Origin of the sequence: Enterobacter sp. MALB-1 (assembly GCF_041021625.1) — a bacterium.
Classification (GTDB): Bacteria; Pseudomonadota; Gammaproteobacteria; order Enterobacterales; family Enterobacteriaceae; genus Enterobacter; species Enterobacter oligotrophicus.
In genome coordinates this window covers 2,185,405-2,209,814 of record NZ_JBDPJL010000001.1, presented here as the reverse complement: position 1 = coordinate 2,209,814, position 24,410 = coordinate 2,185,405, and the positions used below count along the sequence as shown (strand labels likewise).

General features: G+C 51.6%; 22 protein-coding genes and 1 pseudogene. 14 read left to right on the top strand and 9 right to left on the bottom strand.

Annotation, left to right across the window (positions count from 1 at the left end; translation table 11 throughout):
* Nucleotides 1-23: 23 nt before the first annotated feature.
* Together ABGB15_RS10535 and ABGB15_RS10530 are read right to left on the bottom strand one after the other, a co-directional pair.
* Nucleotides 24-452 (bottom strand): OsmC family protein, encoded by a 429-nt coding sequence (locus tag ABGB15_RS10535; protein WP_152081138.1) that lies wholly within the window; start codon nucleotides 450-452, stop codon nucleotides 24-26.
* A 75-nt stretch (nucleotides 453-527) separates the two neighbouring features.
* Complete coding sequence (locus ABGB15_RS10530; RefSeq protein ID WP_263974460.1) at nucleotides 528-1,409, bottom strand: LysR family transcriptional regulator; 882 nt, start codon at nucleotides 1,407-1,409, stop codon at nucleotides 528-530.
* Between the two features lie 111 nt (nucleotides 1,410-1,520).
* Here ABGB15_RS10530 and ABGB15_RS10525 point away from each other — a divergent pair, with 111 nt between their 5' ends.
* The 7 genes from ABGB15_RS10525 (at nucleotide 1,521) to ABGB15_RS10495 (ending at nucleotide 7,589) form a co-directional block, all read left to right on the top strand.
* On the top strand, nucleotides 1,521-2,372 hold the full coding sequence (locus tag ABGB15_RS10525) for a Vmh family MBL fold metallo-hydrolase (protein ID WP_215722085.1): 852 nt from the start codon (nucleotides 1,521-1,523) through the stop codon (nucleotides 2,370-2,372).
* A 370-nt stretch (nucleotides 2,373-2,742) separates the two neighbouring features.
* On the top strand, nucleotides 2,743-2,958 hold the full coding sequence (bdm, locus tag ABGB15_RS10520; protein ID WP_152081141.1) for a biofilm-dependent modulation protein: 216 nt from the start codon (nucleotides 2,743-2,745) through the stop codon (nucleotides 2,956-2,958).
* 95 nt (nucleotides 2,959-3,053) lie between these two features.
* Nucleotides 3,054-3,191 carry a stationary-phase-induced ribosome-associated protein gene (sra, locus tag ABGB15_RS10515; RefSeq protein WP_013096533.1) on the top strand — a complete coding sequence of 46 codons (138 nt, stop codon included), beginning with the start codon at nucleotides 3,054-3,056 and terminating at the stop codon, nucleotides 3,189-3,191.
* A gap of 176 nt (nucleotides 3,192-3,367) precedes the next feature.
* Complete coding sequence (locus ABGB15_RS10510) at nucleotides 3,368-5,065, top strand: NAD-dependent malic enzyme (protein WP_215722086.1); 1,698 nt, start codon at nucleotides 3,368-3,370, stop codon at nucleotides 5,063-5,065.
* A gap of 187 nt (nucleotides 5,066-5,252) precedes the next feature.
* A complete protein-coding gene (locus ABGB15_RS10505) occupies nucleotides 5,253-5,732 on the top strand; it encodes a hypothetical protein (RefSeq protein ID WP_215722087.1) in 480 nt (159 codons plus the stop codon).
* Nucleotides 5,733-5,906: 174 nt separating this feature from the next.
* Complete coding sequence (locus ABGB15_RS10500) at nucleotides 5,907-7,058, top strand: HNH endonuclease signature motif containing protein (RefSeq protein WP_215722088.1); 1,152 nt, start codon at nucleotides 5,907-5,909, stop codon at nucleotides 7,056-7,058.
* A 9-nt stretch (nucleotides 7,059-7,067) separates the two neighbouring features.
* A complete protein-coding gene (locus ABGB15_RS10495; RefSeq protein ID WP_215722089.1) occupies nucleotides 7,068-7,589 on the top strand; it encodes a YrhA family protein in 522 nt (173 codons plus the stop codon).
* 77 nt (nucleotides 7,590-7,666) lie between these two features.
* Here the strand turns inward: ABGB15_RS10495 and ABGB15_RS10490 are convergent.
* Nucleotides 7,667-7,792 (bottom strand): annotated as a pseudogene (locus ABGB15_RS10490) (IS200/IS605 family transposase); the annotation flags it as partial.
* Between the two features lie 347 nt (nucleotides 7,793-8,139).
* Between ABGB15_RS10490 and ABGB15_RS10485 the strand changes: the two are divergent.
* Nucleotides 8,140-9,849, top strand: a complete 1,710-nt coding sequence (locus ABGB15_RS10485; protein WP_215722090.1) for an ABC-F family ATP-binding cassette domain-containing protein — start codon at nucleotides 8,140-8,142, stop codon at nucleotides 9,847-9,849.
* 219 nt (nucleotides 9,850-10,068) lie between these two features.
* A complete protein-coding gene (adhP, locus tag ABGB15_RS10480; protein WP_215722091.1) occupies nucleotides 10,069-11,079 on the top strand; it encodes an alcohol dehydrogenase AdhP in 1,011 nt (336 codons plus the stop codon).
* 40 nt (nucleotides 11,080-11,119) lie between these two features.
* Here adhP and ABGB15_RS10475 read toward each other — a convergent pair whose 3' ends face one another.
* The gene (locus tag ABGB15_RS10475; RefSeq protein WP_152081145.1) at nucleotides 11,120-11,629 is read right to left on the bottom strand and encodes an Rrf2 family transcriptional regulator; all 510 of its coding nucleotides are present in this window, start codon (nucleotides 11,627-11,629) and stop codon (nucleotides 11,120-11,122) included.
* A 132-nt stretch (nucleotides 11,630-11,761) separates the two neighbouring features.
* On the opposite strand from ABGB15_RS10475, the gene ABGB15_RS10470 reads away from it, so the two are divergent.
* Complete coding sequence (locus tag ABGB15_RS10470; protein ID WP_215722092.1) at nucleotides 11,762-12,964, top strand: NAD(P)/FAD-dependent oxidoreductase; 1,203 nt, start codon at nucleotides 11,762-11,764, stop codon at nucleotides 12,962-12,964.
* Between the two features lie 40 nt (nucleotides 12,965-13,004).
* On the opposite strand, the gene araJ is transcribed toward ABGB15_RS10470, so the two are convergent.
* On the bottom strand, nucleotides 13,005-14,177 hold the full coding sequence (gene araJ / locus ABGB15_RS10465) for an MFS transporter AraJ (RefSeq protein WP_152081147.1): 1,173 nt from the start codon (nucleotides 14,175-14,177) through the stop codon (nucleotides 13,005-13,007).
* Between the two features lie 327 nt (nucleotides 14,178-14,504).
* Here araJ and ABGB15_RS10460 point away from each other — a divergent pair, with 327 nt between their 5' ends.
* Entirely contained in the window at nucleotides 14,505-14,828 is a 324-nt protein-coding gene (locus ABGB15_RS10460; RefSeq protein ID WP_215722093.1) for a CcdB family protein, read from the top strand.
* 68 nt (nucleotides 14,829-14,896) lie between these two features.
* Here ABGB15_RS10460 and fdnI read toward each other — a convergent pair whose 3' ends face one another.
* The 3 genes from fdnI to fdnG are packed head-to-tail and all read right to left on the bottom strand — an operon-like array spanning nucleotide 14,897 to nucleotide 19,489.
* Nucleotides 14,897-15,553 carry a formate dehydrogenase-N subunit gamma gene (gene fdnI, locus ABGB15_RS10455; RefSeq protein ID WP_152081150.1) on the bottom strand — a complete coding sequence of 219 codons (657 nt, stop codon included), beginning with the start codon at nucleotides 15,551-15,553 and terminating at the stop codon, nucleotides 14,897-14,899.
* The gene (fdxH, locus tag ABGB15_RS10450) at nucleotides 15,546-16,430 is read right to left on the bottom strand and encodes a formate dehydrogenase subunit beta (protein WP_152081151.1); all 885 of its coding nucleotides are present in this window, start codon (nucleotides 16,428-16,430) and stop codon (nucleotides 15,546-15,548) included. The genes fdnI and fdxH overlap by 8 nt, the downstream gene beginning before the upstream one ends.
* A gap of 11 nt (nucleotides 16,431-16,441) precedes the next feature.
* Nucleotides 16,442-19,489: a formate dehydrogenase-N subunit alpha gene (fdnG, locus tag ABGB15_RS10445; RefSeq protein ID WP_152081152.1), complete on the bottom strand. Its 3,048-nt coding sequence runs from the start codon at nucleotides 19,487-19,489 to the stop codon at nucleotides 16,442-16,444.
* 221 nt (nucleotides 19,490-19,710) lie between these two features.
* Between fdnG and yddG the strand changes: the two genes are divergently transcribed.
* The gene (gene yddG, locus ABGB15_RS10440) at nucleotides 19,711-20,589 is read left to right on the top strand and encodes an aromatic amino acid DMT transporter YddG (protein ID WP_215722094.1); all 879 of its coding nucleotides are present in this window, start codon (nucleotides 19,711-19,713) and stop codon (nucleotides 20,587-20,589) included.
* A gap of 30 nt (nucleotides 20,590-20,619) precedes the next feature.
* Here yddG and ABGB15_RS10435 read toward each other — a convergent pair whose 3' ends face one another.
* Complete coding sequence (locus ABGB15_RS10435) at nucleotides 20,620-22,107, bottom strand: MFS transporter (RefSeq protein WP_215722095.1); 1,488 nt, start codon at nucleotides 22,105-22,107, stop codon at nucleotides 20,620-20,622.
* A 116-nt stretch (nucleotides 22,108-22,223) separates the two neighbouring features.
* On the opposite strand from ABGB15_RS10435, the gene ABGB15_RS10430 reads away from it, so the two are divergent.
* Nucleotides 22,224-22,799 carry a TetR family transcriptional regulator gene (locus ABGB15_RS10430; protein ID WP_152081155.1) on the top strand — a complete coding sequence of 192 codons (576 nt, stop codon included), beginning with the start codon at nucleotides 22,224-22,226 and terminating at the stop codon, nucleotides 22,797-22,799.
* A gap of 210 nt (nucleotides 22,800-23,009) precedes the next feature.
* Entirely contained in the window at nucleotides 23,010-24,395 is a 1,386-nt protein-coding gene (locus ABGB15_RS10425; protein WP_215722096.1) for a NarK family nitrate/nitrite MFS transporter, read from the top strand.
* Nucleotides 24,396-24,410 lie beyond the last annotated feature (15 nt).

Sequence of the window (24,410 nt, the reverse complement as noted above, 5' to 3'; positions counted from 1 at the left end):
CCGGGCATACGCCCGGCTCTGACTTAGTTCAGCTTATAATCCAGCGTGATTTCCGCTTTCAGCAGCTGTGAAACGGGGCATCCCGCTTTCGCTTTCTGGATAATGCCGTCGAACTGCTGCGGATCAATACCCGGCACCGTCACCTTGCTTTGCAACGCAATTTTGGTGATCGCAAAACCGCCATCGGTTTTATCCAGGGACACATCTGCTGTGGTATCAATGGAATCTGCCGTATAACCCGCCTCACCCAGCATCAGCGACAGCGCCATCGAGAAACAGGCGGCGTGGGCTGCACCAATCAGCTCTTCCGGGTTGGTGCCTTTTTCGCCTTCAAAACGGGTATTAAAGCCGTAAGGTTGTTGGTTGAGGACGCCGCTTTCGGTCGAGACCGTCCCTTTTCCGCGCTTAATGTCGCCAGACCAGTGTGCTGAACCGTGCTTATGAATCGTCATTCTTGCTCTCCTTTTGGCTTACAAAGGGTTAAGTATAGAACGCCGATCGTATTCTGCAGTTAAGACAGACGAGTCTTAGCGGATTGTCAGGTATCGGGCCAGCGCATCCAGAAAGACGCGTTGAGCCGCAGGCTGATAATCTCGCGACTGATAAATCCCATAAATGCCAATTGATTTGGGCGTAAATGCGCTCAGTACGGGGACAAGAAAGCCCTGACTGAGCGCGGTTTGTGCCTCGTTTTCCGGCAGCATTGCAATCCCGCAGTGGTGAATTGCCGCCTCCATCAGTAGAGACGAAATGCTCGCACTCAGATTGCCGCTGACGGCGGCTGACACAACTTCTCCCTCAGCGGTAACAAAATTCCATGATTGCCCGGCAAAGAAGCTGTAATGCAGACAGTTATGCTGTTCCAGCTCCTCCAGCCGCTGAGGTGTACCGTTCGCGGCAAGATACTGCGGCGACGCGCAGAGTACCGAACGGCACTCCCCCAGCCGGCGGGCGATCATGCCCGGCTCCGGGTTATCGGTGATACGTATCGCCACATCAATACGTTCTCCAACCAGGCTCACCGGATGGTTATTCACGTCCAGCTCAATCCGTAACTGTGGATAACGCGTCAGCAGTTCGGGCAACACCGGCGCAATCATGTGCATGGCGGTAAAATGCGCGCAGGCCACGCGCAGCGTCCCCGCAGGGAGATCTTTCGCTGACTGATCTTCTATTTCCTGAGAAATCTGCGAGAGCGTGCGCGTTTTTTGCAGCACTTTTTCCCCTGCTACGGTCAGCGTGAGCTTACGCGTTGAGCGATTCACCAGCCGGGTGCCAGCCCATTTTTCCATCTGCTCCAGATACCGGCTGACCATCGGGCGAGAAATACCCAGCGCCCGCGCCGCAGCGCTCAGGCTCCCCAGTTCGCATATGCGGTTATAGACCTGGGCGGCGATAACGCGATCCATGTTGTGCTCCATCTGCTCGATTTATGAAACTAAGCATGTCGTGTTTCAGGAATTCTGGCAAATGCTGATATCCGTACAATAGAGCCTCCCCTGAAAAACAGAGACATTCCAATGAAGTTCACTCACCTTGCCGCACTGTGTACCCTTTTTACGCCAGCCGTTTTTGCCGCACCGCTCACCATTGAAACTTACAACCCGCAGGAGAAAGGCATTTTTGCGGTCTCCTCCACGCTGGTTTACGGGCCTGAAGAGGCCGTGCTGTTTGATGCTCAATTCAGCGTGAAAGATGGCGAAGCGCTGGTCGAAAAAATCCGCCGCAGCGGCAAAATGCTCAACAAGATTGTGATCACTTCCGGCGATCCGGATTTTTACTTTGGTCTGCAGCCGCTGGTTAAAGCCTTCCCCAATGCCAAAGTGGTCGCGACACAGCAGGTCGTTGATCATATCAACGCCACAAAAGACGCCAAACTCGCCTTCTGGGGGCCACAGATGAAAGACGGCGCGCCGACGACGATTGTGGTGCCGCAGGTCATCGCCTCCACCACGTTTTTGATCGATGGTGAGAAAGTGGATATCGAACATGCTGACAGCTATGCGGCTTTTGTGTGGGTCCCTTCGGCCAAAACCATTTTAGGGGGTACGGGTGTATCCTGGGGCATTCACGTATGGACGGCGGACACGCAGACAAAAGCGAGTCGCCAGCAGTGGCAGCGCACGCTGGACGCAATGGCGGCCCATAAACCAGAGCGCGTGATCCCAGGCCATTATCTCGGCACGCCTCCAGCGGGAACCGGGGCCATCGATTTTACGCGCCAGTATTTGCAGCAATTTGGCGCTGCTCTGGCTAAAAATAAAGATTCGGCTGGCGTAATCAACACCATGAAAAAAGAAAATCCCGATCTGGCGGAAGAGAGCTCTCTGGCGTTAAGCGCCAAAGTAAATACTGGCGAGATGAAGTGGTAATCGCGTAAACTTCTCCTGCTATATTTTTATAGCAGGAGAAAAAAACGAGAATCAACGGCAAGCAATATTACCCCTATTCTATTTTTCTAAACTCAAAAAATAATGATACGGCCCACGAGTCCCAACGCCCGTGCCAGCTACAAGCCCGCTGCACCCTGAACTGGCAGTGTTCTCCTGACTTCTCCCGCCCCTTACAAAAAAAGATAAATTTACGTCACTGGACACCAAAAATTTAATTTTGTGCTACACAAAGTGTTATTAATATTTCCAGGATGAATCTGAACCACATCAGCAGAAATATTTGTCACTCTGTTTGTGAATTACGTTTTTGCGAGCCGTACCATTAAACAGACAACGACACGGAGGCAGCATGTTTACTTATTACCCGGCAAATACCACAGCAGCACAACCCGAACTCGTTAATGCGATTGCACAGGGTCTCCACGCTGAGCATGGAGCTGTGACTGAAGATGACATTTTGATGGAACTGACGAAGTGGGTGGAAGCCACAGACAATGACATCCTCAGTGACATCTATCAGCAGACCATCAACTATGTTGTCAGCGGGCAAAATGCCCCTTTGTAAAAACCTGCTATGCTGGATCTGCAACCTAAGGGGTTACATTTCGTTTGCGAAAGCAAACTTGTCCTTAAAACTATCAACAGGATTGAGGAGTTAACATGAAATCGAACCGTCAGGCACGCCATATTCTGGGACTGAACTACAAGCTCTCTAATCAGCGTAAAGTGGTGATTGAGGGCGACAGCGAAACGCAAGTCACCCACGCCACCGGCAGGAAACGCCACGCAGGCAAGTAAGTTCCGGTAAGAAATCCACGACACCATCGGTAATCCCGATGGTGTTTTTTTTATGGGTTGCGGTAATTAACATTTAGCTCCTTTATAATACCGCCCGACCGCCCCCCCGCAGAACAGGCCAGAAAGATGACAAACAGCAGTGTCAGGGACGGATCTTCAAAAAAAGAGTGAGTGACATGGACAACAAACTGAAAAAACATCGTTCCTTATATATCCCGTATGCCGGACCGGTTTTACTTGAATTCCCCCTGCTGAACAAAGGCAGTGCCTTCAGCATGGAAGAGCGCAGCAGCTTTAACCTGCTTGGCCTGCTGCCGGAGGTGGTTGAAACCATCGAAGAACAAGCAGAGCGCGCCTGGATACAGTATCAGGGCTTCAAAACCGAAATCGACAAACACATCTACCTGCGTAACATCCAGGATACCAACGAAACCCTCTTCTACCGCCTTGTGCAAAACCATCTCGAAGAGATGATGCCGGTGATCTACACCCCTACGGTTGGCGCAGCCTGTGAACGCTTCTCTGAGATCTACCGTCGCTCCCGTGGCGTGTTCATCTCGTACCAGAACCGTCACAACATGGACGATATTCTGCAGAACGTGCCAAACCACAACATCAAAGTGATTGTGGTGACCGATGGCGAACGTATTCTGGGGCTAGGCGATCAGGGCATTGGCGGGATGGGGATCCCAATCGGGAAGCTCTCCCTGTACACCGCCTGCGGCGGTATCAGCCCGGCATATACCCTGCCGGTGGTGCTAGATGTCGGCACCAACAACCAGCAGTTGCTCAACGACCCGCTGTACATGGGCTGGCGTCATCCGCGTATTACTGATGATGAATACTATCAGTTTGTCGATGATTTCATTCAGGCCGTGAAGCATCGCTGGCCGGACGTTCTCCTCCAGTTCGAAGATTTCGCACAGAAAAACGCCATGCCGCTGCTGAACCGCTATCGCGACGAGATCTGCTCGTTTAACGACGACATTCAGGGCACTGCGGCCGTAACCGTCGGCACTTTGATCGCCGCCAGCCGCGCGGCAGGAAGCCAACTGAGCTATCAGAAAATTGTCTTCCTCGGCGCAGGATCGGCCGGGTGTGGTATCGCCGAGCAGATTATCGCCCAGACGCAGCGCGAAGGCTTAAGCGAAGAACTGGCCCGTTCACGCGTCTTTATGGTTGACCGCTTCGGCCTGCTGACCGACGGCATGCCAAACCTGCTGCCGTTCCAGACCAAACTGGTACAAAAGCGTGACAACCTGAAAAACTGGGATACCGACAACGAGGTGCTCTCCCTGCTGGACGTGGTGCGCAACGTGAAGCCGGATATTTTGATTGGCGTTTCCGGGCAGACGGGTCTTTTCACCGAAGAGATCATCCGCGAGATGCACAAACACTGTGCCCGCCCTATCGTGATGCCACTGTCTAACCCGACTTCCCGCGTTGAAGCGACGCCGCAGGACATCATCGCCTGGACCGAAGGCAATGCGCTGGTCGCCACCGGCAGCCCGTTCGATCCGGTTCTGTGGAAAGACAAACTTTATCCTGTCGCCCAGTGCAACAACTCCTATATCTTCCCCGGTATTGGTCTGGGCGTTATCGCCTCTGGCGCGTCACGGATCACCGACGAAATGTTGATGTCTGCGAGCGAAACGCTGGCTAAACATTCACCGCTGGTGAATAACGGTGAAGGACTGGTGCTGCCGGAACTCAAAGATATCCATAAGGTGTCACGTGCTATCGCTTTCGCGGTCGGCAAAATGGCGCAACAGCAGGGTGTCGCAGTAAAAACCTCTGCCGATGCGCTGCAGCAAGCGATCGACGATAACTTCTGGATGCCGGAATACCGGAGTTATCGACGCACATCAATATAATTGTAAGCACAGATGGCCCCTCTCCCACAGGGAGAGGGACGTTCAAAATCATTGGCTATAATTTAATCGCAGACTTGTGGTAACTAACTGATTAACAATTCTATTTAATAGTTGTGCAATCCTATACGGATGCATACGATTTCAGTGTAACAGCACCCGCAACAACACCCACTGTTATGCAAATTGTATGCACCGCTTAAGCGATAAAGCAAAAGATATTCTAAATGAGCAAGCAGTGCGTTATCCAGATAGCGATTTCTTTTTCCCAAATGTTAACTATGAAGAACAATTAAAAAAATACAAAAAGGAATTAAAAGCCAATCCGATTACAAAAATGGAAAAACCCACAATAGGACTTAATAGTGATGCATGGAAAAAGCATATGTACGAATTTACAAAAAAACACTTTGATCAGCCATTCTCTATGCGTGATATTCGCCGTACATTTAAAACACTCGCAGGAATGTTATATTTTACAGAAAATGAACGCGACATAGTTAATCAGCATGTAAACAAAACAATCAGTAAAAAGCACTATGATAAATATGATTATTTCATTGAAAAGCGCGAAACTACTTTAAAATGGGAAAAGGTGTTAAGTCTTTTGTTAGAAGATGATGGTATGGGAATTATCCATAAAATTATGGAAAATGATATGGTTTTGTAATGTGATTTTTGCATAAATAATTTTACAAGCATCAAAATTTAGATCCGAGTTGCATATAAATGCAATTCGGATTTTGTTTATGGACATTTGCTTCCTTATTAACAAAGCGAAAGATATTGTTTCCATGCATGTATAGTGAATGTTTCTACCATTTAATTCGATAGAGGAAACAAAATGCCTGGATTTGAAATTTATGAACTATATGATTTTAGACAGGTAGCCAATATTACAGACTTCGAAAAGATAGTAAGTCCCAGGAGAGGAATGGAATTGGCATGTAGCTATTATGAATTAGACTATAATTATTATAAACACGGAATGCATTTTCATTTGCCAGAAAGAAAATGGAACGGAGATAGAATCTTCGGAAAAAAATATGAAAGAAGAAGTTTAGGTTATTATGATCCAATATATGATGATGTAAAGACAAATTTACAACTAGGATGGTTTATTGCTTTAGATAGAGATGAGCATTGGACCTGGTATAATAACCCTTTTTATTTTAATGAAGAAGGGAATATTGTTTACGAACCTTTTATGCCAGATCATTGGGAAAGTTCATTCCGTGATGAAGTGATGGCCGCATATCAGGAAGTATTAGAAAGAAATCAAGGAATAAAACCACGTCCAACACAGAAAATACAGTATGGTGCGTCCGGTTATGTTGAACCGATACAACATGCTCAATCAACCAAGACATTGAATAGTAGAAATGTTGGACGTCTGTTAGCGGCTGGCGGCGTATATAATGGTAACATTGAAGGATTTAGAAAGACGGCTGAACAACTCGGGGGAGAAGTTTTAGAAGGTTATAAAGGAGTTATGACCGATACTAATATAGGATTGGTTATAGCGGCTGCATCTATTCTTTTGGTAAAGAATCCTACGATGACTGAAGAGTTAACAGGATTTTTGGGGGAAATAAAAAATTCAAAAGTTTTCTTGCAGGACGTTAAAATTGAAGAAATTAATTACTTACGCAGACCACGCGATGAATATTTAATACTTAGGAAAGAATTTGATAATTCAGTCAGAAAAAAATTTTTGAAGAGCTTATCTGTAGAACCTGGAATTGATAATTACTTTAATGCTACTCAAATTGAATTAATGGCGCGTGGTAGTGTTCCTGAAACCTGGCAGGTTCATCATAAATTACCTCTTGATGATGGGGGAGATAATAGCTTTGAAAATTTGATTCTAATACAATCAAAACCATATCATAATGCATTAACTGGGGTGCAAAAATCCGTAACTAAAGATCTGATGCCTGGTGAAAGCATTGATACATTATGGCCTATGCCAAATGGAACAATTTTCAATAAATAGGAGTTAAAAATGGAAAGCATAAACTATCAAGATATTGATAGATCAATTGAAGTATTAAAAAGTAATATGGCTAAATATCATTATACTATCGCAACGCCACTCTCTCAGGAAATACAAGATTTTATTCAAAGCGATGTACCTCCCGAAGACTGGAATGAAATAAAGAAAAATATACACAAAGACATAAAAACAATATTTGACGAGAGGCAAGATTTAAAATATTTTTATGCAAAAATTGATGGTTTAGAATTTAACGCAGCGACGATATATGGGTTCAGTCAGGTTGCTGATGGGGAACTGTTGTGGTCAAATATTTACACGATGAACTTTTATAATAGAGATAATGAAATATTCATAGACCCGGATTTAAAAGATAACATCGTTATTGGAGAAGATAGTATGTCATACTTCCTATACAATATGGAATGTAAAATATTTGAAGTCCGAGATAAGATAGCCCCTGGGGTTCTAGAATCATTCAATGAATTCAACGGCATTCTAAAATATATAATTAGAACTACAGAACTTTGAATGTAAAAGACCACCTTCTTAGAAGGTGGCTTTTGAGAATGCCCCCTGTAAGGGGGGCTATTATCACTTCCCCCTTACTACTCTAGAAATTCCATCTGCTGTTCATGCGTTTGTTCCGTTTTCTCCTGATGCCGCACATATCGTCTGATAATTTCCTCGTTCACACCGACAGTATCTACAAAGTATCCACGTGACCAAATGTTGCGTATCAACAGCGCCAAAGGCATCTTCGACAATAAACATGAGTAATTGATAATGGTCCCAAAACCAACTCAATGACTAGCCAAACGCCGTTTCCCCCGCTACACTCACCTCATCCATTAACCTACTGAATATATAAGGAGGCCAATTATGCTGTACTGTGAAATTTTCAATGTTTCACATACATTTGGTGATCGCACCTGCTCAGGCGTTATCGATATCGTGCTGCGATAACTTCTGCTTGAGCGAAGACACCAACCCCTGAAATCCCTTCCCTCGGGCTTACTGAGTTATCGTCAGCGATGTTTGGCGAGGCATAAACATGCCTGTAACTCCTGGGTAAGCAACAATGAGCACTTTACTCACTGCACAATCTTTACGTGTTGATACGGCGTTTGGCACGCTCTTCAATTCCCTCTCCTTTACGCTGAAAAAAGGCGACCGCATTGGTTTGCTGGGCGATAACGGCTGCGGCAAAAGTACGCTATTGAAGGTACTGGACGGCACCGTCTCCCCCGTAGCCGGAACGGTAGCACTGGCCGGACACTGCCTGCTGGCGCGCGTTGAGCAACATTTGCCGGAGGCGGTTTATCCGCTCACTTTGCGGGATGCGGTACTGGCGCAATTATCACCCGGCGAACGTGACAGCCTGCGCTGGAAAGCCGAAACGCTGCTGGCGGGCATGGGTTTCACGTCACAGGACATGGCGCTGCAAGCGGCCACGCTGAGCGGTGGCCAGCACACCCGCCTGCTGCTGGCGCGCGCGTTGATTAGCGAACCGGATCTGCTGTTACTGGATGAACCGAGCAACCATCTCGATCTCCCCACTATGCTCTGGCTGGAGCAATTCTTACAGAGCTGGTCCGGCAGCTTTGTCCTGGTTTCGCATGACAGGCAACTGCTGGATGCCGTCACCAACGGAAGCTGGATCATGCGGGATAAGACACTGCACTATTTTGCGCTTCCCTGCACGGCCGCACGCAAGGCGCTGGTTGCAAAAGACGAAAGCGATGCGCTGCGCCACAAAGCGGAGCAAAAGGAGATCGACCGCGTCGCCGCCAGCGCCAAAAGGCTGGCGACCTGGGGCAAGGTCTACGACAACGAAGATCTGGCCCGCAAAGCGAAACAGATGGAAAAACAGGTCGAACGGCTGAAGGAAAGCCAGACGGAGGTCACGACAGGTAGCCCGTGGACACTCACCCTGCGCGGCGACGCGCTACGGGCTGACCGTCTGCTGGAGATGGAAAGCCTCGGCGTGCCACCCGCGCCAGGATTACCTGACCTGTTCAACATCGACATTGCTCGCCTCAAAAGCGGCGATCGCGTCGCGATTGTCGGCCGTAATGGCTGCGGAAAATCGTCGCTGATGAAACTGATCTGGCGGCATTTTACTGGCGAACAGGCGGAAGCTGGGCTGAAAATCCATCCACGCGTATCGCCAGGCTATTACGACCAGGCACTGCACCAGTTGCCGGATGATGCTTCGCTGCTGGATGCGCTGGAGCCGTTTGCACCCGATCCGCAAAATCGCAAGATGGCACTCATTAGCGCTGGTTTCCCGTGGGCGCGTCACGGGCAAAAAGTCAGCAAACTGAGCGGCGGTGAACGCTCTCGCCTGCTGTTTGTCGGCCTGACGCTCGCCCGCTATAGCCTGCTGATGCTCGATGAGCCCACTAACCATCTGGACATGGAAGGCAAAGAGGCTCTGGCAGAAACCCTGCAACAGTTCGAGGGCGGCGTGCTGCTGGTCAGCCACGATCGTCAGTTAATTAGCCAGAGCTGTAACCGTTTCTGGCTGATTGAAGACGGAATGTTGAGCGAATGGCACGACTCTGAAGCGGTATTTGAACGGCTGCGTGAACGCGCGGGCCAGACATTACCGACGGCTTCGCCAGCGGCGGCAGACGCTCACTCTTCGAACGTTGACGATCTGCTGGAACGTCTTGTTGCGCTGGAAACGCTGCTGGAAGACGATTTGGCGCGTAAGCCGAAGCACCAAAAGCCGCATTTACAGGCGCAATGGCGTAAAGAAATTGAGCGGATTGAAACACAACTGTAAGTCTGCGCCCGGCGGTCCCCCGCCGGGCCAGTTAATTTCTGCGGTTTCTGGCAGAATTTTCCACCCTTTATTGTTAGTAGAACGCTGTATTCTTTATCCGAAATCGAATCAAATGATGACATTATGTTGCTGTCGCCTTGCATTACAGCGCCAAAGTATTAATCCTTAAGAGGTATTACACCTGCTATGCAGATTCTTATCATGAACAAGGAGATACACATGAAGGCTGCTGTTGTTACTCAGGATCATCAGGTCAATGTTGCCGAAAAAAACTTACGCCCTCTTAAGCATGGAGAAGCGCTGCTGAAGATGGAATGCTGTGGCGTTTGCCATACCGATCTTCACGTAAAAAATGGCGATTTTGGCGACAAGACTGGCGTGATCCTGGGCCATGAAGGGATTGGTATCGTGAAAGAGATTGGTCCTGGCGTCACGTCACTGAAAGTGGGCGATCGCGCAAGCGTGGCATGGTTCTTCGAAGGTTGTGGACACTGTGAATATTGTAATACCGGCAACGAAACCCTGTGTCGCGCCGTGAAAAACGCAGGATATTCCGTTGACGGCGGCATGGCTGAAGAGTGCATTGTTACTGCCGATTACTCGGTAAAAGTACCGGATGGTCTCGATTCTGCCGCTGCCAGCAGCATCACCTGTGCCGGGGTCACCACCTACAAAGCGGTGAAAGTTTCCGATATTAAACCAGGCCAGTGGATTGCGATTTATGGTCTGGGTGGGCTGGGTAACCTTGCCCTGCAATACGCTAAAAATGTCTTTAACGCCAGGGTCATTGCTATCGACGTGAATGATGAACAGCTGAAGCTGGCGGCCAGCATGGGTGCGGATTTGATCGTGAACTCCCGCAGTGAAGATGCCGCGAAAGTCATTCAGGAGAAAACCGGCGGCGCACACGCTGCAATCGTCACGGCTGTCGCGAAAGCGGCATTTAACTCCGCGGTAGACGCCGTGCGTGCCGGAGGACGTGTGGTGGCCGTCGGCCTGCCGCCGGAAGCGATGAGCCTTGATATTCCACGTCTGGTCCTGGACGGTATTCAGGTCGTAGGGTCGCTGGTCGGCACTCGTCAGGATCTGCTGGAAGCGTTCCAGTTTGCTGCGGAAGGCAAGGTTGTACCGAAAGTCACAATGCGTCCATTAGAGGACATTAACGCCATCTTTAAAGAGATGGAACAGGGCCAAATCCGTGGCCGTATGGTGATTGATTTACGCTCGTAAACCGTTAAAAATGCCCTCTCTCCAGGGAGAGGGCAAGCAATCAGGACGCGCTGCGTCTGTCTGCAATCCACTCCTGTACTTCAATCTGAAAGGTATCCGGCGCTTTGCGGTACATTTTGCGAGCCAGATCGAGAATAGTATGGCGCGCTAACTCCTCTTCCATCCGCTGCTGTGCGCTGTCCATAACCGAGCGCACACCACACGGGCCGTCACACACCCATGCCGGAGGAGCGTCGTCAAATACGGCCAGCCGCTGACGCACTTCCCGACACTCAAACATATTCTTCTCTCCGTCAATGGCATGCGCCACATCCAGTACGGAGATCAACTCCGCCGGACGCGCCAGCTTAAAACCACCGCCCTTGCCTTCGGTACTGATCACCAGCCCGGCACGCGACAAACGGGTGAAGATCTTTCCCAGGTAGTCATATGGCACACCCTGCAGGGCCGCCATTTCCCGGACGCTCATCTCACGTTCGTTGCCTCTGGCATCCACCATACACATCAGACTATGGATGCCGTATTCCACACCGGAACTGTAAAAAGCCATGGTTAACTCCGAAGTTACTGTTGCGGCCATTATAACGATTTTTAACTCAGAAAGAAGTTGTCGCAGTTAACTCCGACAAGTATAGTGGCAGTTATGTCAGACATACAGCCTGACGGTTAAAAAGGATCGAACATGAAGAAGCAAATTTTAATTGTGGGTAGTGGTTTTTCCGGAATGTGGGCTGCGGTGAGTGCCGCGCGACTGGCAGAACAGGAAGGCAATAACGGCCTCAAGATTGCCGTGCTGGCTCCTGCCCCGGAACTGCGCGTTCGCCCACGCTTCTATGAAGAGAAAGTTTCATCGCTGGTCGCCCCGCTCACCGACCTGTTTACCGAACTGAATATTGAATTTATCGCCGGCAGCGCTGAACACATTGATGCAAAAGAGAAAACTGTATCATACCGCGATGCAAACGGCGCTAAGGCAACGGTGTCCTGCGAACGCTTAGTGCTGGCGACAGGCAGCCAGACCAGACGCCCTCCGGTTGCCGGACTGGCCGAATACGCGTTTGATATTGACCAGCTGGAATCAGCCCGGCGGTTCGAACAGCACCTTGATTCACTGGTCGATCGCCCGTCCACTCCTGAGCGCAATACCGTTGTGGTCTGCGGTGGTGGTTTTACCGGTATTGAACTGGCAACCGAACTCCCTGCCCGCCTTCGCGCACGTTTTGGTGATGAAACAAAGACTAATGTTATCGTAGTTGAAAGAGGTGCAGTCATTGGCGGTCGCTATAGCGAAGCGTTGCGCAAAACCATAGAAGATGCCAGCAACGAACTGGGCATTGAATGGCGTCTGAACAGTGAAATCGAGGCTATTGACGCAACAGGCGTGACGCTGAAAAACGGTGAGCGAATTGCATCTTCGACGGTTGTCTGGACGGCGGGCGTTGAGGCGAATCCCCTCAGCCAGCAGATCGCGGGCGAACGTGACACGCAGGGCCGTCTCATCGTTACTGAGTATCTGCAGGTGCCAGCACATCCTGACGTTTACGCCACCGGCGACATGGCGCACGCCAAAACAGACGACAAGGGCAATACCGCGCTGATGACCTGCCAGCACGCAATCCAGTTGGGTAAGTTTGCCGGTCACAACGCTGCAGCCAGTCTGTTAAACGTCGAACCCTATCCTTATCGTCAGGTGAACTACGTCACCTGCCTGGATTTAGGTGCCTGGGGCGCGGTGTATACCGAAGGGTGGGAACAGGTGGTGAAATCGGTTCGTGACGACGCGAAGAAGATCAAAATCGCCATTACCAATGAGTTGATTTACCCACCAGCAGCCGATCGCACCCTCGCGTTTGCCGCTGCCGATCCGCTGGCAAAATTTGTCTAGTCTCCTGCTACCGCTCCTTAACGGGAGCGGTTTTTAAGGCTCATGCCGTGCGTTCACTCGCGTGACGAGTTTTTACTTTCAGATGGGCATAAAGCAGCAGTGAGGTCATCGCGGAAAACGACAGGATAGCCGCGGGTAACGTGACATAGCTCCAGCTAAAACCGAGGGTGATCATCATCCCGCCAAAATACGCACCGATCGCACTTCCCAGATTAAACGCCACCTGCCCTCCGGCAGCGCCTAACAGTTCGCCCCCTTTTGCATTTTGCAGCAGCAGAATTTGCAGCGGTGCAGAGAGCGCGAAAAGCCCGGCGCAACAGATGAAGCCCATCACCAGCGAGGCCGTTTTCTGTTCACCGAAAGCAAAGAGCAGCAGCAGTGAAGCGACAATCACCAGATCGGTCGTCGCGGCGATGCGCAGCGGGCTATAACGGCCGGATAGTTTCCCGCTCATAAGATTACCGAGCACCATGCCCAGCCCCATCAGCATCATAATGATGGTCATCCCCCCTTCGGAGAAGCCAGACACATTGACCATAAACGGCTTAACAAAGCTGAACCAGGCGAACACCCCGGCATTGCCAAACATGGTGGCGGCAAAAATCAGCCACGGTTCCGGTTTTTTCAGAAAGTGAAACTGCTCGGTGAGCCTGGTTTCCGTTTTATCGTAAAGTTTCGGCACCCACAGCAGCACGGAAAGGATGACCAGCGCGTCGAACGCAGCGATCAGGAAGAAAGTGTAACGCCAGTGATATTCATGGCCCAGCCAGGTGCCGAGGGGAACACCGACCAGGTTGGCCACCGTCATTCCCGCCACCATCCCGGCCACCGCCACCGTGACCTTACCCGGAGGCGCGATTTTCGAAAGAATAATCGCCCCGACACCGAAAATGGCACCATGAGGGAAACCTGAGATCAAACGCCCCGCCGCCAGCCCCAGATACGAGCCAGACACGCTGAAGAGGGCATTCCCGATGACGCACATCGTCACCAGGAAAAGCAGCGTCGATTTTAATGAGAACCTGCTGGAAAATAGCGCCACGATCGGCGCGCCGATCACCACGCCGAAGGCGTAAAAGGAGATCATATTCCCGGCGGAGGGAATCGAAATGCCGGTGTCATGCGCCAGCTCCGTCAACACACCCATAATGCCAAACTCAGCCATTCCGAGGCCAAACGTACCAAGCGCCAGCGAGAAAATTGTCTTTTTCATAACACAACCAGGCGTTAAAAGTTTATAGCGGGCATTATTGACCAATCTTGTATGGTGAGCCAGTTCAAATCAGTTTACTGACACATTAATCCATTAATTCAGGTGGATCACACGCCTGTTGCGGCCTCGCTCTTTATCGTGCCGGACAACCTGAGGATGACAATCATGGTGAGTAAGAGCAACTGTTGATGTCGTAAATATCCTTTCAGGGATGTTGCTGAGCGATTGTGATATTACTGGAAGACGCCTCGCATATATACGATCAATGAATGAATTTGTGGAAAAACATGGAACGATTACTGACGATGATTTTTTCAGGGTGCTTTGATGCTTAAACAATTTAATGTCTATCGTAATCCTTCAGCAGCAACCAGGGATTGTCTTCCTTACTATATGCTCATCCAGGATGATTGTTATGATGATCTTGCCACACGCGTTATTGTGCCATTAATGAGAAAAAGTCAATTACCCTTATGGCAAAGCCATCTGGCACCGAGAATAAATATAGATTTTGAAACCTTTCTAATTTATTCGCCAATGATAAGTAATATTAATAATCAGAAAATTAACAATAAAGACTTTGTTTGTAATTTACGCAATGCTCGTCATGATGTTATAGCTGCAGTAGATCGTTTATTGACTAACACATGACTTAAGACCACCCAGATAGACCCGCGCAAGCGACGCGCCGCCAGACAAAGCCGACGGCGCAGGAGAACTTACTTCATACCTTCCGTACTCTCATTTTTCGCTTCCAGACGCTCAACGTCACGATACCAGCGCGGATGATGTTTCTGCGCCCAGCGGCGACTCACCTTCCCTTCAATCATTCCTTTGATCGACCCTTTCACCCAGAACGCCATATACATGTGGATCAGGATGGCGTGGATCAAAATGATGGCCGAGGTCGCGTGGATCAGTAGCGCGTAACGAATCACCTGAATCGGGAAATAGTGCGCAAAATATGGACGCCAGATGATAACGCCGGTCACCAGTAGCACGAATATCATGCTCATGATGGTCCAGAACATCATCTTCTGTCCGGCATTGTATTTGCCTACTTTCGCGACTTTATGCTCGTTCCCTTTCAGAACTTCGACAATCCCTTTCACCCACGGAATATCCTGCTTGTCCGGGATGTTGTGGTGTACGAAGCGCACAAACATAAACATCAGCACCACGAAAATCAGTACGCCGAAGAACGGGTGCAGAATGCGCCCCATCTGCGGTGTCCCGAAGGTTTCGGTCAGCCATTGCAGGGTCGGGAAGAAAAACGAAATCCCCGACACCGCGACCAGGAAGAAGCAGATCACCACCGTCCAGTGACAGGCGCGGTCAATAAACTTCGTGCGCACTATCATTTTCGACTTACTCATGATGTTCCTCCTCGTCCTCATCCACCTCTTTGTTTGGCCCGATACCGATATAGTGATAAATCAGCCCGGCAAAGGTGGCGATAAAGCCCGCCGCAGAGAGCGGTTTCAATGCACCTTTCCACAGATTGATCGAGGTATCGATCGCCGGATCTTTCGGCAGATTGTGGTACAGCTCCGGCTGGTCGTTGTGGTGCAGCACATACATGACATGCGTACCGCCCACACCCGGCGGGTTGTAAATGCCCGCATTGTCGTAGCCGCGCGCTTTCAGCTTGTCCACCCGCTGTTGGGCCACCTCCAGCATCTCTTTCTTCGTGCCGAAGTGGATCGCGCCGGTTGGACAGGTCTTCACGCAGGCAGGCTCCTGCCCGACGCTGACGCGGTCCACGCACAGAGTGCATTTATAGACCCGATTATCCTCTTTATTGAGGCGCGGGATATTAAACGGACATCCCGCGATGCAATAACCGCAGCCGATGCAGTTATCCTGCTGGAAGTCGACGATCCCATTGGCATACTGAATAATCGCCCCGGCAGACGGGCATGCCTTCAGGCAGCCCGGATCTTCACAGTGCATACAGCCGTCTTTGCGAATCAGCCACTCCAGCTTGCCGTTCTGGTCGGTTTCGCTAAAGCGCATCACCGTCCAGGATTTGGCGCTCAGATCGGCCGGGTTATCGTAAACCCCGACACAGTGTCCCACTTCGTCGCGGATATCGTTCCACTCCGAGCAGGCCACCTGGCAGGCTTTACAACCCACGCAGGAAGAGACATCAATAAGTTTGGCAACTTCGGCCTTGTAATCCCGCACGCGAGGCGCGGGAGTAATCGGGTTCGTCGCGGAGCGCTTAATAATGTCTTGTGTTTCCATCGCCATTTAATCGCTCCTTACGCTTTCTCGATGTTGACCAGAAACGCTTTGTATTCCGGCGTTTGCGAGTTGGAATCGCCGACGTTTGGCGTCAGGGTATTGGCGATGTAGCCTTTCTGCGCCACGCCTTCAAAGCCCCAGTGCAGCGGAATACCGACGGTTTCCACCTGCTGACCATGCACGTTCAACGACTGCAGACGACGGGTGACCACCGCGACAGCGCGAATAAAACCACGCTTGCTGCTTACCTTCACGCGATCGCCGTTGGCAATGCCTTTCGCTTTCGCCAGTGTTTCGCTTATCTCCACAAACTGTTCCGGCTGCGCGATGGCATTCAGCCGCGCGTGCTTGGTCCAGGTGTGGAAATGTTCGGTCAGGCGGTAGGTGGTTCCCACATACGGGAACTTGTCCTTTTTGCCTAAACGCAGCACGTCGTCCTCGTAAATACGCACAACCGGGCTGGAGACCACGTTCGGGTGCAGCGGGTTGGTGCCGAGCGGCGTTTCCATCGGCTCGTAGTGTTCCGGGAATGGCCCCTCTGCCAGCTTGTCGAGCGCGAACAGACGCCCCAGACCTTCCGGCTGCATGATAAACGGCCCGGTGTTACTTCCCGGCGGTGCGGTATTGAAGTCCGGGATATCGTTACCCGTCCACTTCGAGCCATTCCACTGGATCAGCATCCGTTTCGGGTCCCACGGCTTACCGTTGATATCTGCCGACGCGCGGTTGTAGAGCACGCGACGGTTCAGCGGCCATGCCCATGCCCAACCCAGCGTATTGCCAAGTCCTGACGGATCAGCGTTATCGCGGTTAGCCATCTGGTTACCCTGCTCTGTCCAGCTACCGGTGTAGATCCAGCAGGAAGACGCCGTAGTACCGTCATCACGCAGCAGCGCAAAGCTGGTCAGCAACTGGCCTTTTTTCGCCACGAGGTTACCGTTCGCGTCATAGAGATCGGCCAGCGCCACGCCGTTATTCTCTTTCGCCACTTCTTCTGACTCAGGATGATCCGGCTGTTTGTAGCTCCAGCTCATCTTCAGCAGCGGCTCAGCGCCTTTACCGCCTTCAGTGCGGTACATCTCACGCAGGCGATGGTAAATCCCGGCCAGGATCTCCCCGTCGTTGCGCGCTTCACCCGGTGCGTCCTGCCCTTTCCAGTGCCACTGCAGCCAGCGACCAGAGTTGGCAATCGAACCGTCTTCTTCCGCAAAGCAGGTGGATGGCAGGCGGAACACTTCGGTCTGAATCGACGCCGGATCGACATCGTTCGATTCACCGTGGTTCTGCCAGAAAGTGGAGGTTTCCGTCACCAGCGGGTCGATGACGACCATGTATTTCAGCTTGCTCAGGCTGCGAACAACCTTGTTTTTATCCGGGAACGACGCGACCGGGTTAAAGCCCTGGCAGATATAACCGGTGACGTTACCCTTATCCATCATGTTGAAATATTTGATGACGTCGTAGGCCTGGTCCCACTTCGGCAGCCACTCAAAGCCCCAGTCGTTCTCTTTCTGCGCCGCATCGCCGTAGAAGGATTTCATCAGGCTGACGGCGAACTTCGGATAATTGCTCCAGTAGTTCACCTGATCCGGCAGCGTGGCTTTCGGCGTATTCGCCGTGAGCCAGGTCTGGAAATCAGTCTGTTTTTCCGACGGCAGCGTCAGGTAACCCGGCAGGCTGGTCGACAGCAGACCGAGGTCAGTTAAGCCCTGAATGTTGGAGTGACCACGCAGCGCATTCACGCCGCCACCGGCCATCCCCATGTTGCCAAGCAGCAGCTGGATCATCGCCATGGTACGGATGTTCTGCGCACCGACGGTATGCTGCGTCCAGCCCAGCGCATAGAGGAAGGTGGTGGTTCGGTTTGCTGCACTGGTCGAGGCCAGCACTTCACACACCTTCAGGAAGTCCGCTTTTGGCGTACCGCAGATGTTTTCCACCACGTCCGGCGTATAGCGGGAAACGTGCTGTTTCAGCAGATTCCACACACAACGTGGGTGCGTTAGCGTTTCATCACGCATCGCATAGCCGTTTTCATCGAACTGATAGTTCCAGGAGGACTTATCGTACTGGCGTTTTTCGGCGTCATAGCCGCTAAACAGCCCGTCATCGAAGGCAAAATCATCCCGCACCAGCAGATTCGCGTTGGTGTAGTGCTTAACGTATTCCGCGTTAATTTTGTTGTTTTCGATCAGGTACAACAGCACGCCAGACAAGAACGTAATGTCCGTACCGGAACGAATCGGCGCATAGATATCGGCCACCGATGCCGTACGCGTAAAGCGCGGATCGACGACGATAAGCGTCGCATCGTTGTTGTTTTTCGCTTCCATCGCCCAGCGGAACCCCACCGGATGGGCTTCAGCGGCGTTACCGCCCATCACCACCACGACGTTAGCGTTTTTGATATCAACCCAGTGGTTGGTCATCGCACCGCGACCAAATGTTGGAGCAAGACTTGCTACCGTTGGTCCGTGTCAGACGCGCGCCTGGTTGTCTACCGCCAGCATGCCGAGGGAACGCACAAATTTTTGCGTCAGCATGCCGGTTTCATTACTTGCCGCCGAGGCGCACAGCATCCCGGTGGAGAGCCAGCGGTTGACCGTTACGCCCTGCTCGTTCTTTTCAATAAAGTTGGCGTCGCGGTCGGCTTTCATCAGTTTCGCAATGCGAGAGAAAGCCTCGTCCCAGGAGATGCGCTGCCATTTGTCGGAACCCGGTGCGCGGTATTCCGGGTAGCGCAGGCGGTTTTCGCTGTGAACATAGTCCAGCAGTCCCGCCCCTTTCGGGCACAGTGCCCCACGGCTCACCGGATGATCCGGGTCTCCTTCAATATGATAAATCGCTTCTCTGGCGTTCTTCGCGCCATCACCCAGGCTATACATCAATAGCCCACAACCCACGGAGCAGTATGTGCAGGTGTTACGGATCTCTTTGGCACGCAGCAGTTTATAGTTGCGTGCCTGAGCCAGCGCCATTTTGGGAGCAAATCCCAGCATCGCGGCTGTTGTTCCGGCCATACCGCCCGCGCAGATTTTGAAAAATTGTCTGCGGCTGACGTCCATTGCTGTCCTCGTTATCTGATAAGACTTCGCGCCGCAAACTAACAGTAAAGCCCCTGATTTTTTTGCGTCAAATCAAGGACACCAGCCTTCGCCCCCTTAATAGTCAGCGCTGGCTGGTTTGAATACTCCTTACGGGTTAAAGACTTAACAGAATTATTCGCGAGAAGGCGCGGATTAGTGCTATAAGTTTTTCCTTTGATTTTTAAAACGATGGCAAAGTAATGGACAGAAAGAAAGCAACGCTCACTGGACTGGCGGCAATTCTTTTGTGGAGCACGATGGTTGGACTTATTCGCAGCGTGAGTGAGGGGCTGGGTCCGGTTGGCGGTGCGGCCATGATCTACACCGTCAGCGGATTATTGTGTCTGGTGACGGTTGGCTTTCCTGATGTTCGACGCTTCTCCCCCCGCTATCTTATTGCGGGAAGCGTGCTGTTTGTCAGCTATGAAATATGCCTGGCGCTGTCGCTGGGCTATGCCGCAACGCGCGCTCAGGCTATTGAGGTCGGGATGGTTAATTACCTTTGGCCTAGCCTGACGATTGTCTTTGCGATTCTGTTCAATGGACAAAAATCAAACCTGTGGGTGATCCCCGGATTAGCCATTTCACTGTTAGGCGTGTGCTGGGTATTAGGCGGTGAAAATGGATTGCACGTTGATGAAATAATCCGCAATGTGGTTTCAAGCCCGCTCAGCTATGCGCTGGCTTTAGCCGGTGCTTTTATCTGGGCGGCTTACTGCACCGTGACCAGCAAATTTGCCAAAGGGCAGAATGGCATTACCCTTTTTGTTTTACTCACTGCGCTCAGCCTGTGGGTGAAATACGCCGTAAGCGACCAGCCAGACATGGTGTTCAGCATTCCTGTCGTGGTGAAACTCTTCATGTGCGGCGTGGCGCTTGGCTTTGGCTATGCTTCGTGGAATATCGGTATCCTTCACGGTAACGTCACCGTACTTGCCGCCGTGTCCTATTTCACGCCGGTATTATCTGCAGCACTGGCAGCTGCCCTTCTTAGCTCCCCGCTCTCATTCTCCTTCTGGCAAGGAGCATTGATGGTGTGTGCCGGATCGCTACTCTGCTGGTACGCCACCCGAAAATAGGCCTGCATAAGCCAGCATTATTGGCTGGCTTTACTGCTTCGGCACCTTCGCCTGGCTAAACCAAATCCCGACCGCAAGAATCAACAACATTCCCCCCGCGCTTGCCAGCGCCACGCTGTGCGAGGTAATAAACGCGTTTTTCGCCGCCACGATCACCGACTCCGACAGTGTCGGCGTCAGATCCTGCGCCACCTTCACCGCTTCACCAATGGACGACGAGGCTTTATCAACCAATGAAGCGTTTAACCCCTGCGGCAGCACGATCGATGCCGAAAAACTGCGGGTTAGCAGCAGGCCGAAAATCGCGATCCCCAGTCCGGCACCCAGTTCATAGGACATGGTTTCAATCGCCCCTGCGGCGGCAGCTTTCTCTTTCGGCGCGGCGGCCATAATGGCGGAGGTCGAGGCCAGCAGCGCGCTGGCGGCACTGAAGCCAAGCAGCACCATCAGGCACCACGCCTGCCACTGTTGAGTGCTGAAATCGAGCATCGACAGGCCGAGAAAACTGACCGCGCTCAGGCTCATGCCTCCGGCTGCGACAATGCGCAACCCCAGTTTTCCGACCAGTACGCCCGCAATCGGGCCACTGAACCCGCTCGCCACCATCAGCGGCAGCATAAACATTCCCGCGTCAAACGGTGTGAAGCCGTGAACAAACTGCAGCTCCTGCGCCATCAGCAGTTCAAAACCGACCAGCGCAATCATGGCGGTCATCGCCATCACGACGCCGCTTAAGATAATGCGGTGACAGAAAAGACGCATATCGATCATCGGCACGCGCGCGCGCAACTGTATACGCACAAAGATAAACAGCAATACCGCACCCGCGAGCAACGCAGAGGCCACCAGCCACGGAGAAAGTACGCCTTTCAGCGCCGTTTTCGCGCTGTAGACCAGCAGTAAAATCGCGACAATTAACATCATCGCATGGCTGATATTGAGCGGCTGTTCAGGGCGTCCCTGCTGAGCTGGCACGAAACGCGCGGCGAGCGAGACCACCATCACCACGATCGGCACGTTGATCAAAAATACCGATCCCCAGTAGAAATGTTCAAGTAGCATACCGCCAATCAGCGGGCCAAACGCCGCGCCACCCGAGCCCACTGCGGCCCAGACACCCAGCGCAATATTCCGATCCCGCACGTCAACAAACAGCGTGCGAATTCCCGCAAGCGTGGCAGGAATGATCATCGCCGCCCCAATCGCCAGCGACGCGCGCGCGGCAATCAGCCAGCCTGCAGAGGGCGCAAGGGCAGCCGCCAGCGACGACAGACCAAATAAAGCACTGCCGATCATCAGCAGCCGTTTAAAGCCAATACGATCCCCCAGTGCGCCCATCGGCAGCACCATTCCCGCCATCACCAGCGAGTAAATATCTATAATCCACAGCAATTCATTGCCGCTGGCTCCCAGCGTCATGCTCAATGTCGGCGCTGCCACGTGCAGCACCGTCGCGTCAATCGCCACCGGAATATAGACCAGCACGATAATCACTAACGCTAACCACTGACGAAACATAAATATCCTTTTCATTCTAAAACTGGACACATGTCCAGAATGCGATCCTACGTAAAGTTGAACACTTGTCCAGCGCTTTGTTACACTCGTTTCATGACCATTAAGAGTGAGCAAAAATGCCTTATTTGAGCAAGGACGAGCGTCGGGAAGCGATCTTACAGGCAGCCATGCGCGTGGCGCTGGCGGAAGGTCTGGCGGCGATGACAGTGCGCCGTATTGCCGCGGAAGCCGGTGTGGCGGCCGGGCAGGTTCATCACCACTTTGCTTCAGGCGGTGAGCTAAAGTCATTGGCCTTTGTTCGGCTGATCCGCGAGCTGCTTGATGCCGAAGTCGCTGGCGAAAACGCCAGCTGGCGTGAACGTCTGCACGCCATGCTCGGCAGCGATGACGGTGGATTCGAGCCCTACATCCGCCTCTGGCGGGAAGCGCAAATCCTGGCGAGCCGTGACCCTGAAATTAAGGGGGCCTATGTGCTGACGATGGAAATGTGGCATCAGGAGACGGTGGCGATTATTAACGCCGGTACAGCAGCCGGTGCATTTACCCTCAGCGATCGGGCAGAAAATATTGCCTGGCGGCTGATTGGCCTGGTATGCGGGCTCGATGGTATTTACATATTAAATATGCCAGAGATGGATGACGCTGCGTTTAATAAACATCTCGACAAATTAATCTCTCTGGAATTGTATTAATACTCCCTTGTGAGTAATTAAATCCGTCAAAAGTTACAATTAGTAACACATAAAGCGAGCCCTCATTCCCTTTCTAAACTCAGGGGTTCGCTTTTTTATCTATCCTTTCAGAAGCATCCTAAAACATCCAATAAATTACGCGACACGCTTACAGGCATCTGTCTGTTTTAACTTCTTTTTTTCCTTAAACTGGATAAGCAAGAGGGCGATATGTCACATCAAAGTGAGAAGAATAATCATTATCTGTTGAGTAACTGGAAACCAGAAAACGAACAGTTTTGGGAAAATAAAGGGAAACATATTGCACGAAGAAATCTTTTGATTTCGGTTGCTTGTCTGCTGCTTGCGTTTTGCGTCTGGATGTTATTTAGTGCCATTGCGGTCAATCTCAATAAAGTTGGATTTAATTTTACTACCGACCAGCTTTTCATGTTAACGGCACTCCCTTCTCTTTCCGGCGCAATATTACGTGTCCCCTACTCTTTTATGGTGCCAATATTTGGCGGTCGTTACTGGACTGTATTAAGTACGGTGATCCTGATTATTCCCTGCGTCTGGCTGGGGATCGCCATTCAGAACACGGCCACGCCATACTGGGTGTTTATCATCATTGCGCTGCTGTGTGGGTTTGCAGGTGCCAACTTTGCCTCCAGCATGGGCAACATCAGCTTTTTCTTTCCAAAATCCAGACAAGGCAGTGCGCTGGGCATTAACGGCGGGCTGGGGAACCTGGGCGTCAGCGTGATGCAGCTCGTTGCACCGCTGGTCATTTTCCTGCCGATGTTCACCTTCCTCGGCGTGCACGGTGTGCCGCAGGATGACGGCTCAACGTTATGGCTGGCGAATGCCGCCTGGATATGGGCTCCCCTTCTGCTGCTGGCTACCATCGCGGCGTTCTTTGGGATGAATGATATCGCCAGCTCTAAGGCCTCGATTGCCAGCCAGCTTCCCGTTCTGAAGCGCTTTCATCTCTGGCTGCTGAGCCTGCTCTACCTGGCGACATTCGGCTCGTTTATTGGTTTCTCGGCCGGTTTCGCCATGCTGTCGAAAACCCAGTTTCCTGACGTCAATATTCTCCATCTTGCCTTTTTTGGCCCCCTGATAGGTGCGCTGGCGCGCTCGGCGGGCGGGATGATCTCAGACAGGCTTGGCGGTGTGCGCGTCACGCTGATCAACTTTATCTTTATGGCCGTGTTCAGCGCCCTGATCTTCCTGACGCTGCCCGGCTCTGGCTCAGGCAGCTTTATCGCCTTCTATCTTGTCTTTATGGGCCTGTTCCTCACCGCAGGGCTCGGCAGCGGCTCCACTTTCCAGATGATTGCGATCATCTTTCGCCAGATCACCCTCGCCCGCGTAAAGCAGCAGGGAGGCACTGACGAGCAGGCGCAGCATGAAGCGGTAACCGAAACTGCCGCCGCGCTGGGCTTTATCTCCGCCATTGGAGCCGTCGGCGGGTTCTTCATTCCGAAAGCCTTTGGCACCTCGCTGGCAATGACCGGTTCTCCGGTGGGTGCCATGAAAGTGTTCCTCGTGTTTTACATCGTCTGTGTGTTCGTTACTTGGCTGGTATATGGCCGCAAATCCGCAAAAAAATAATAACTAAACGTCCGA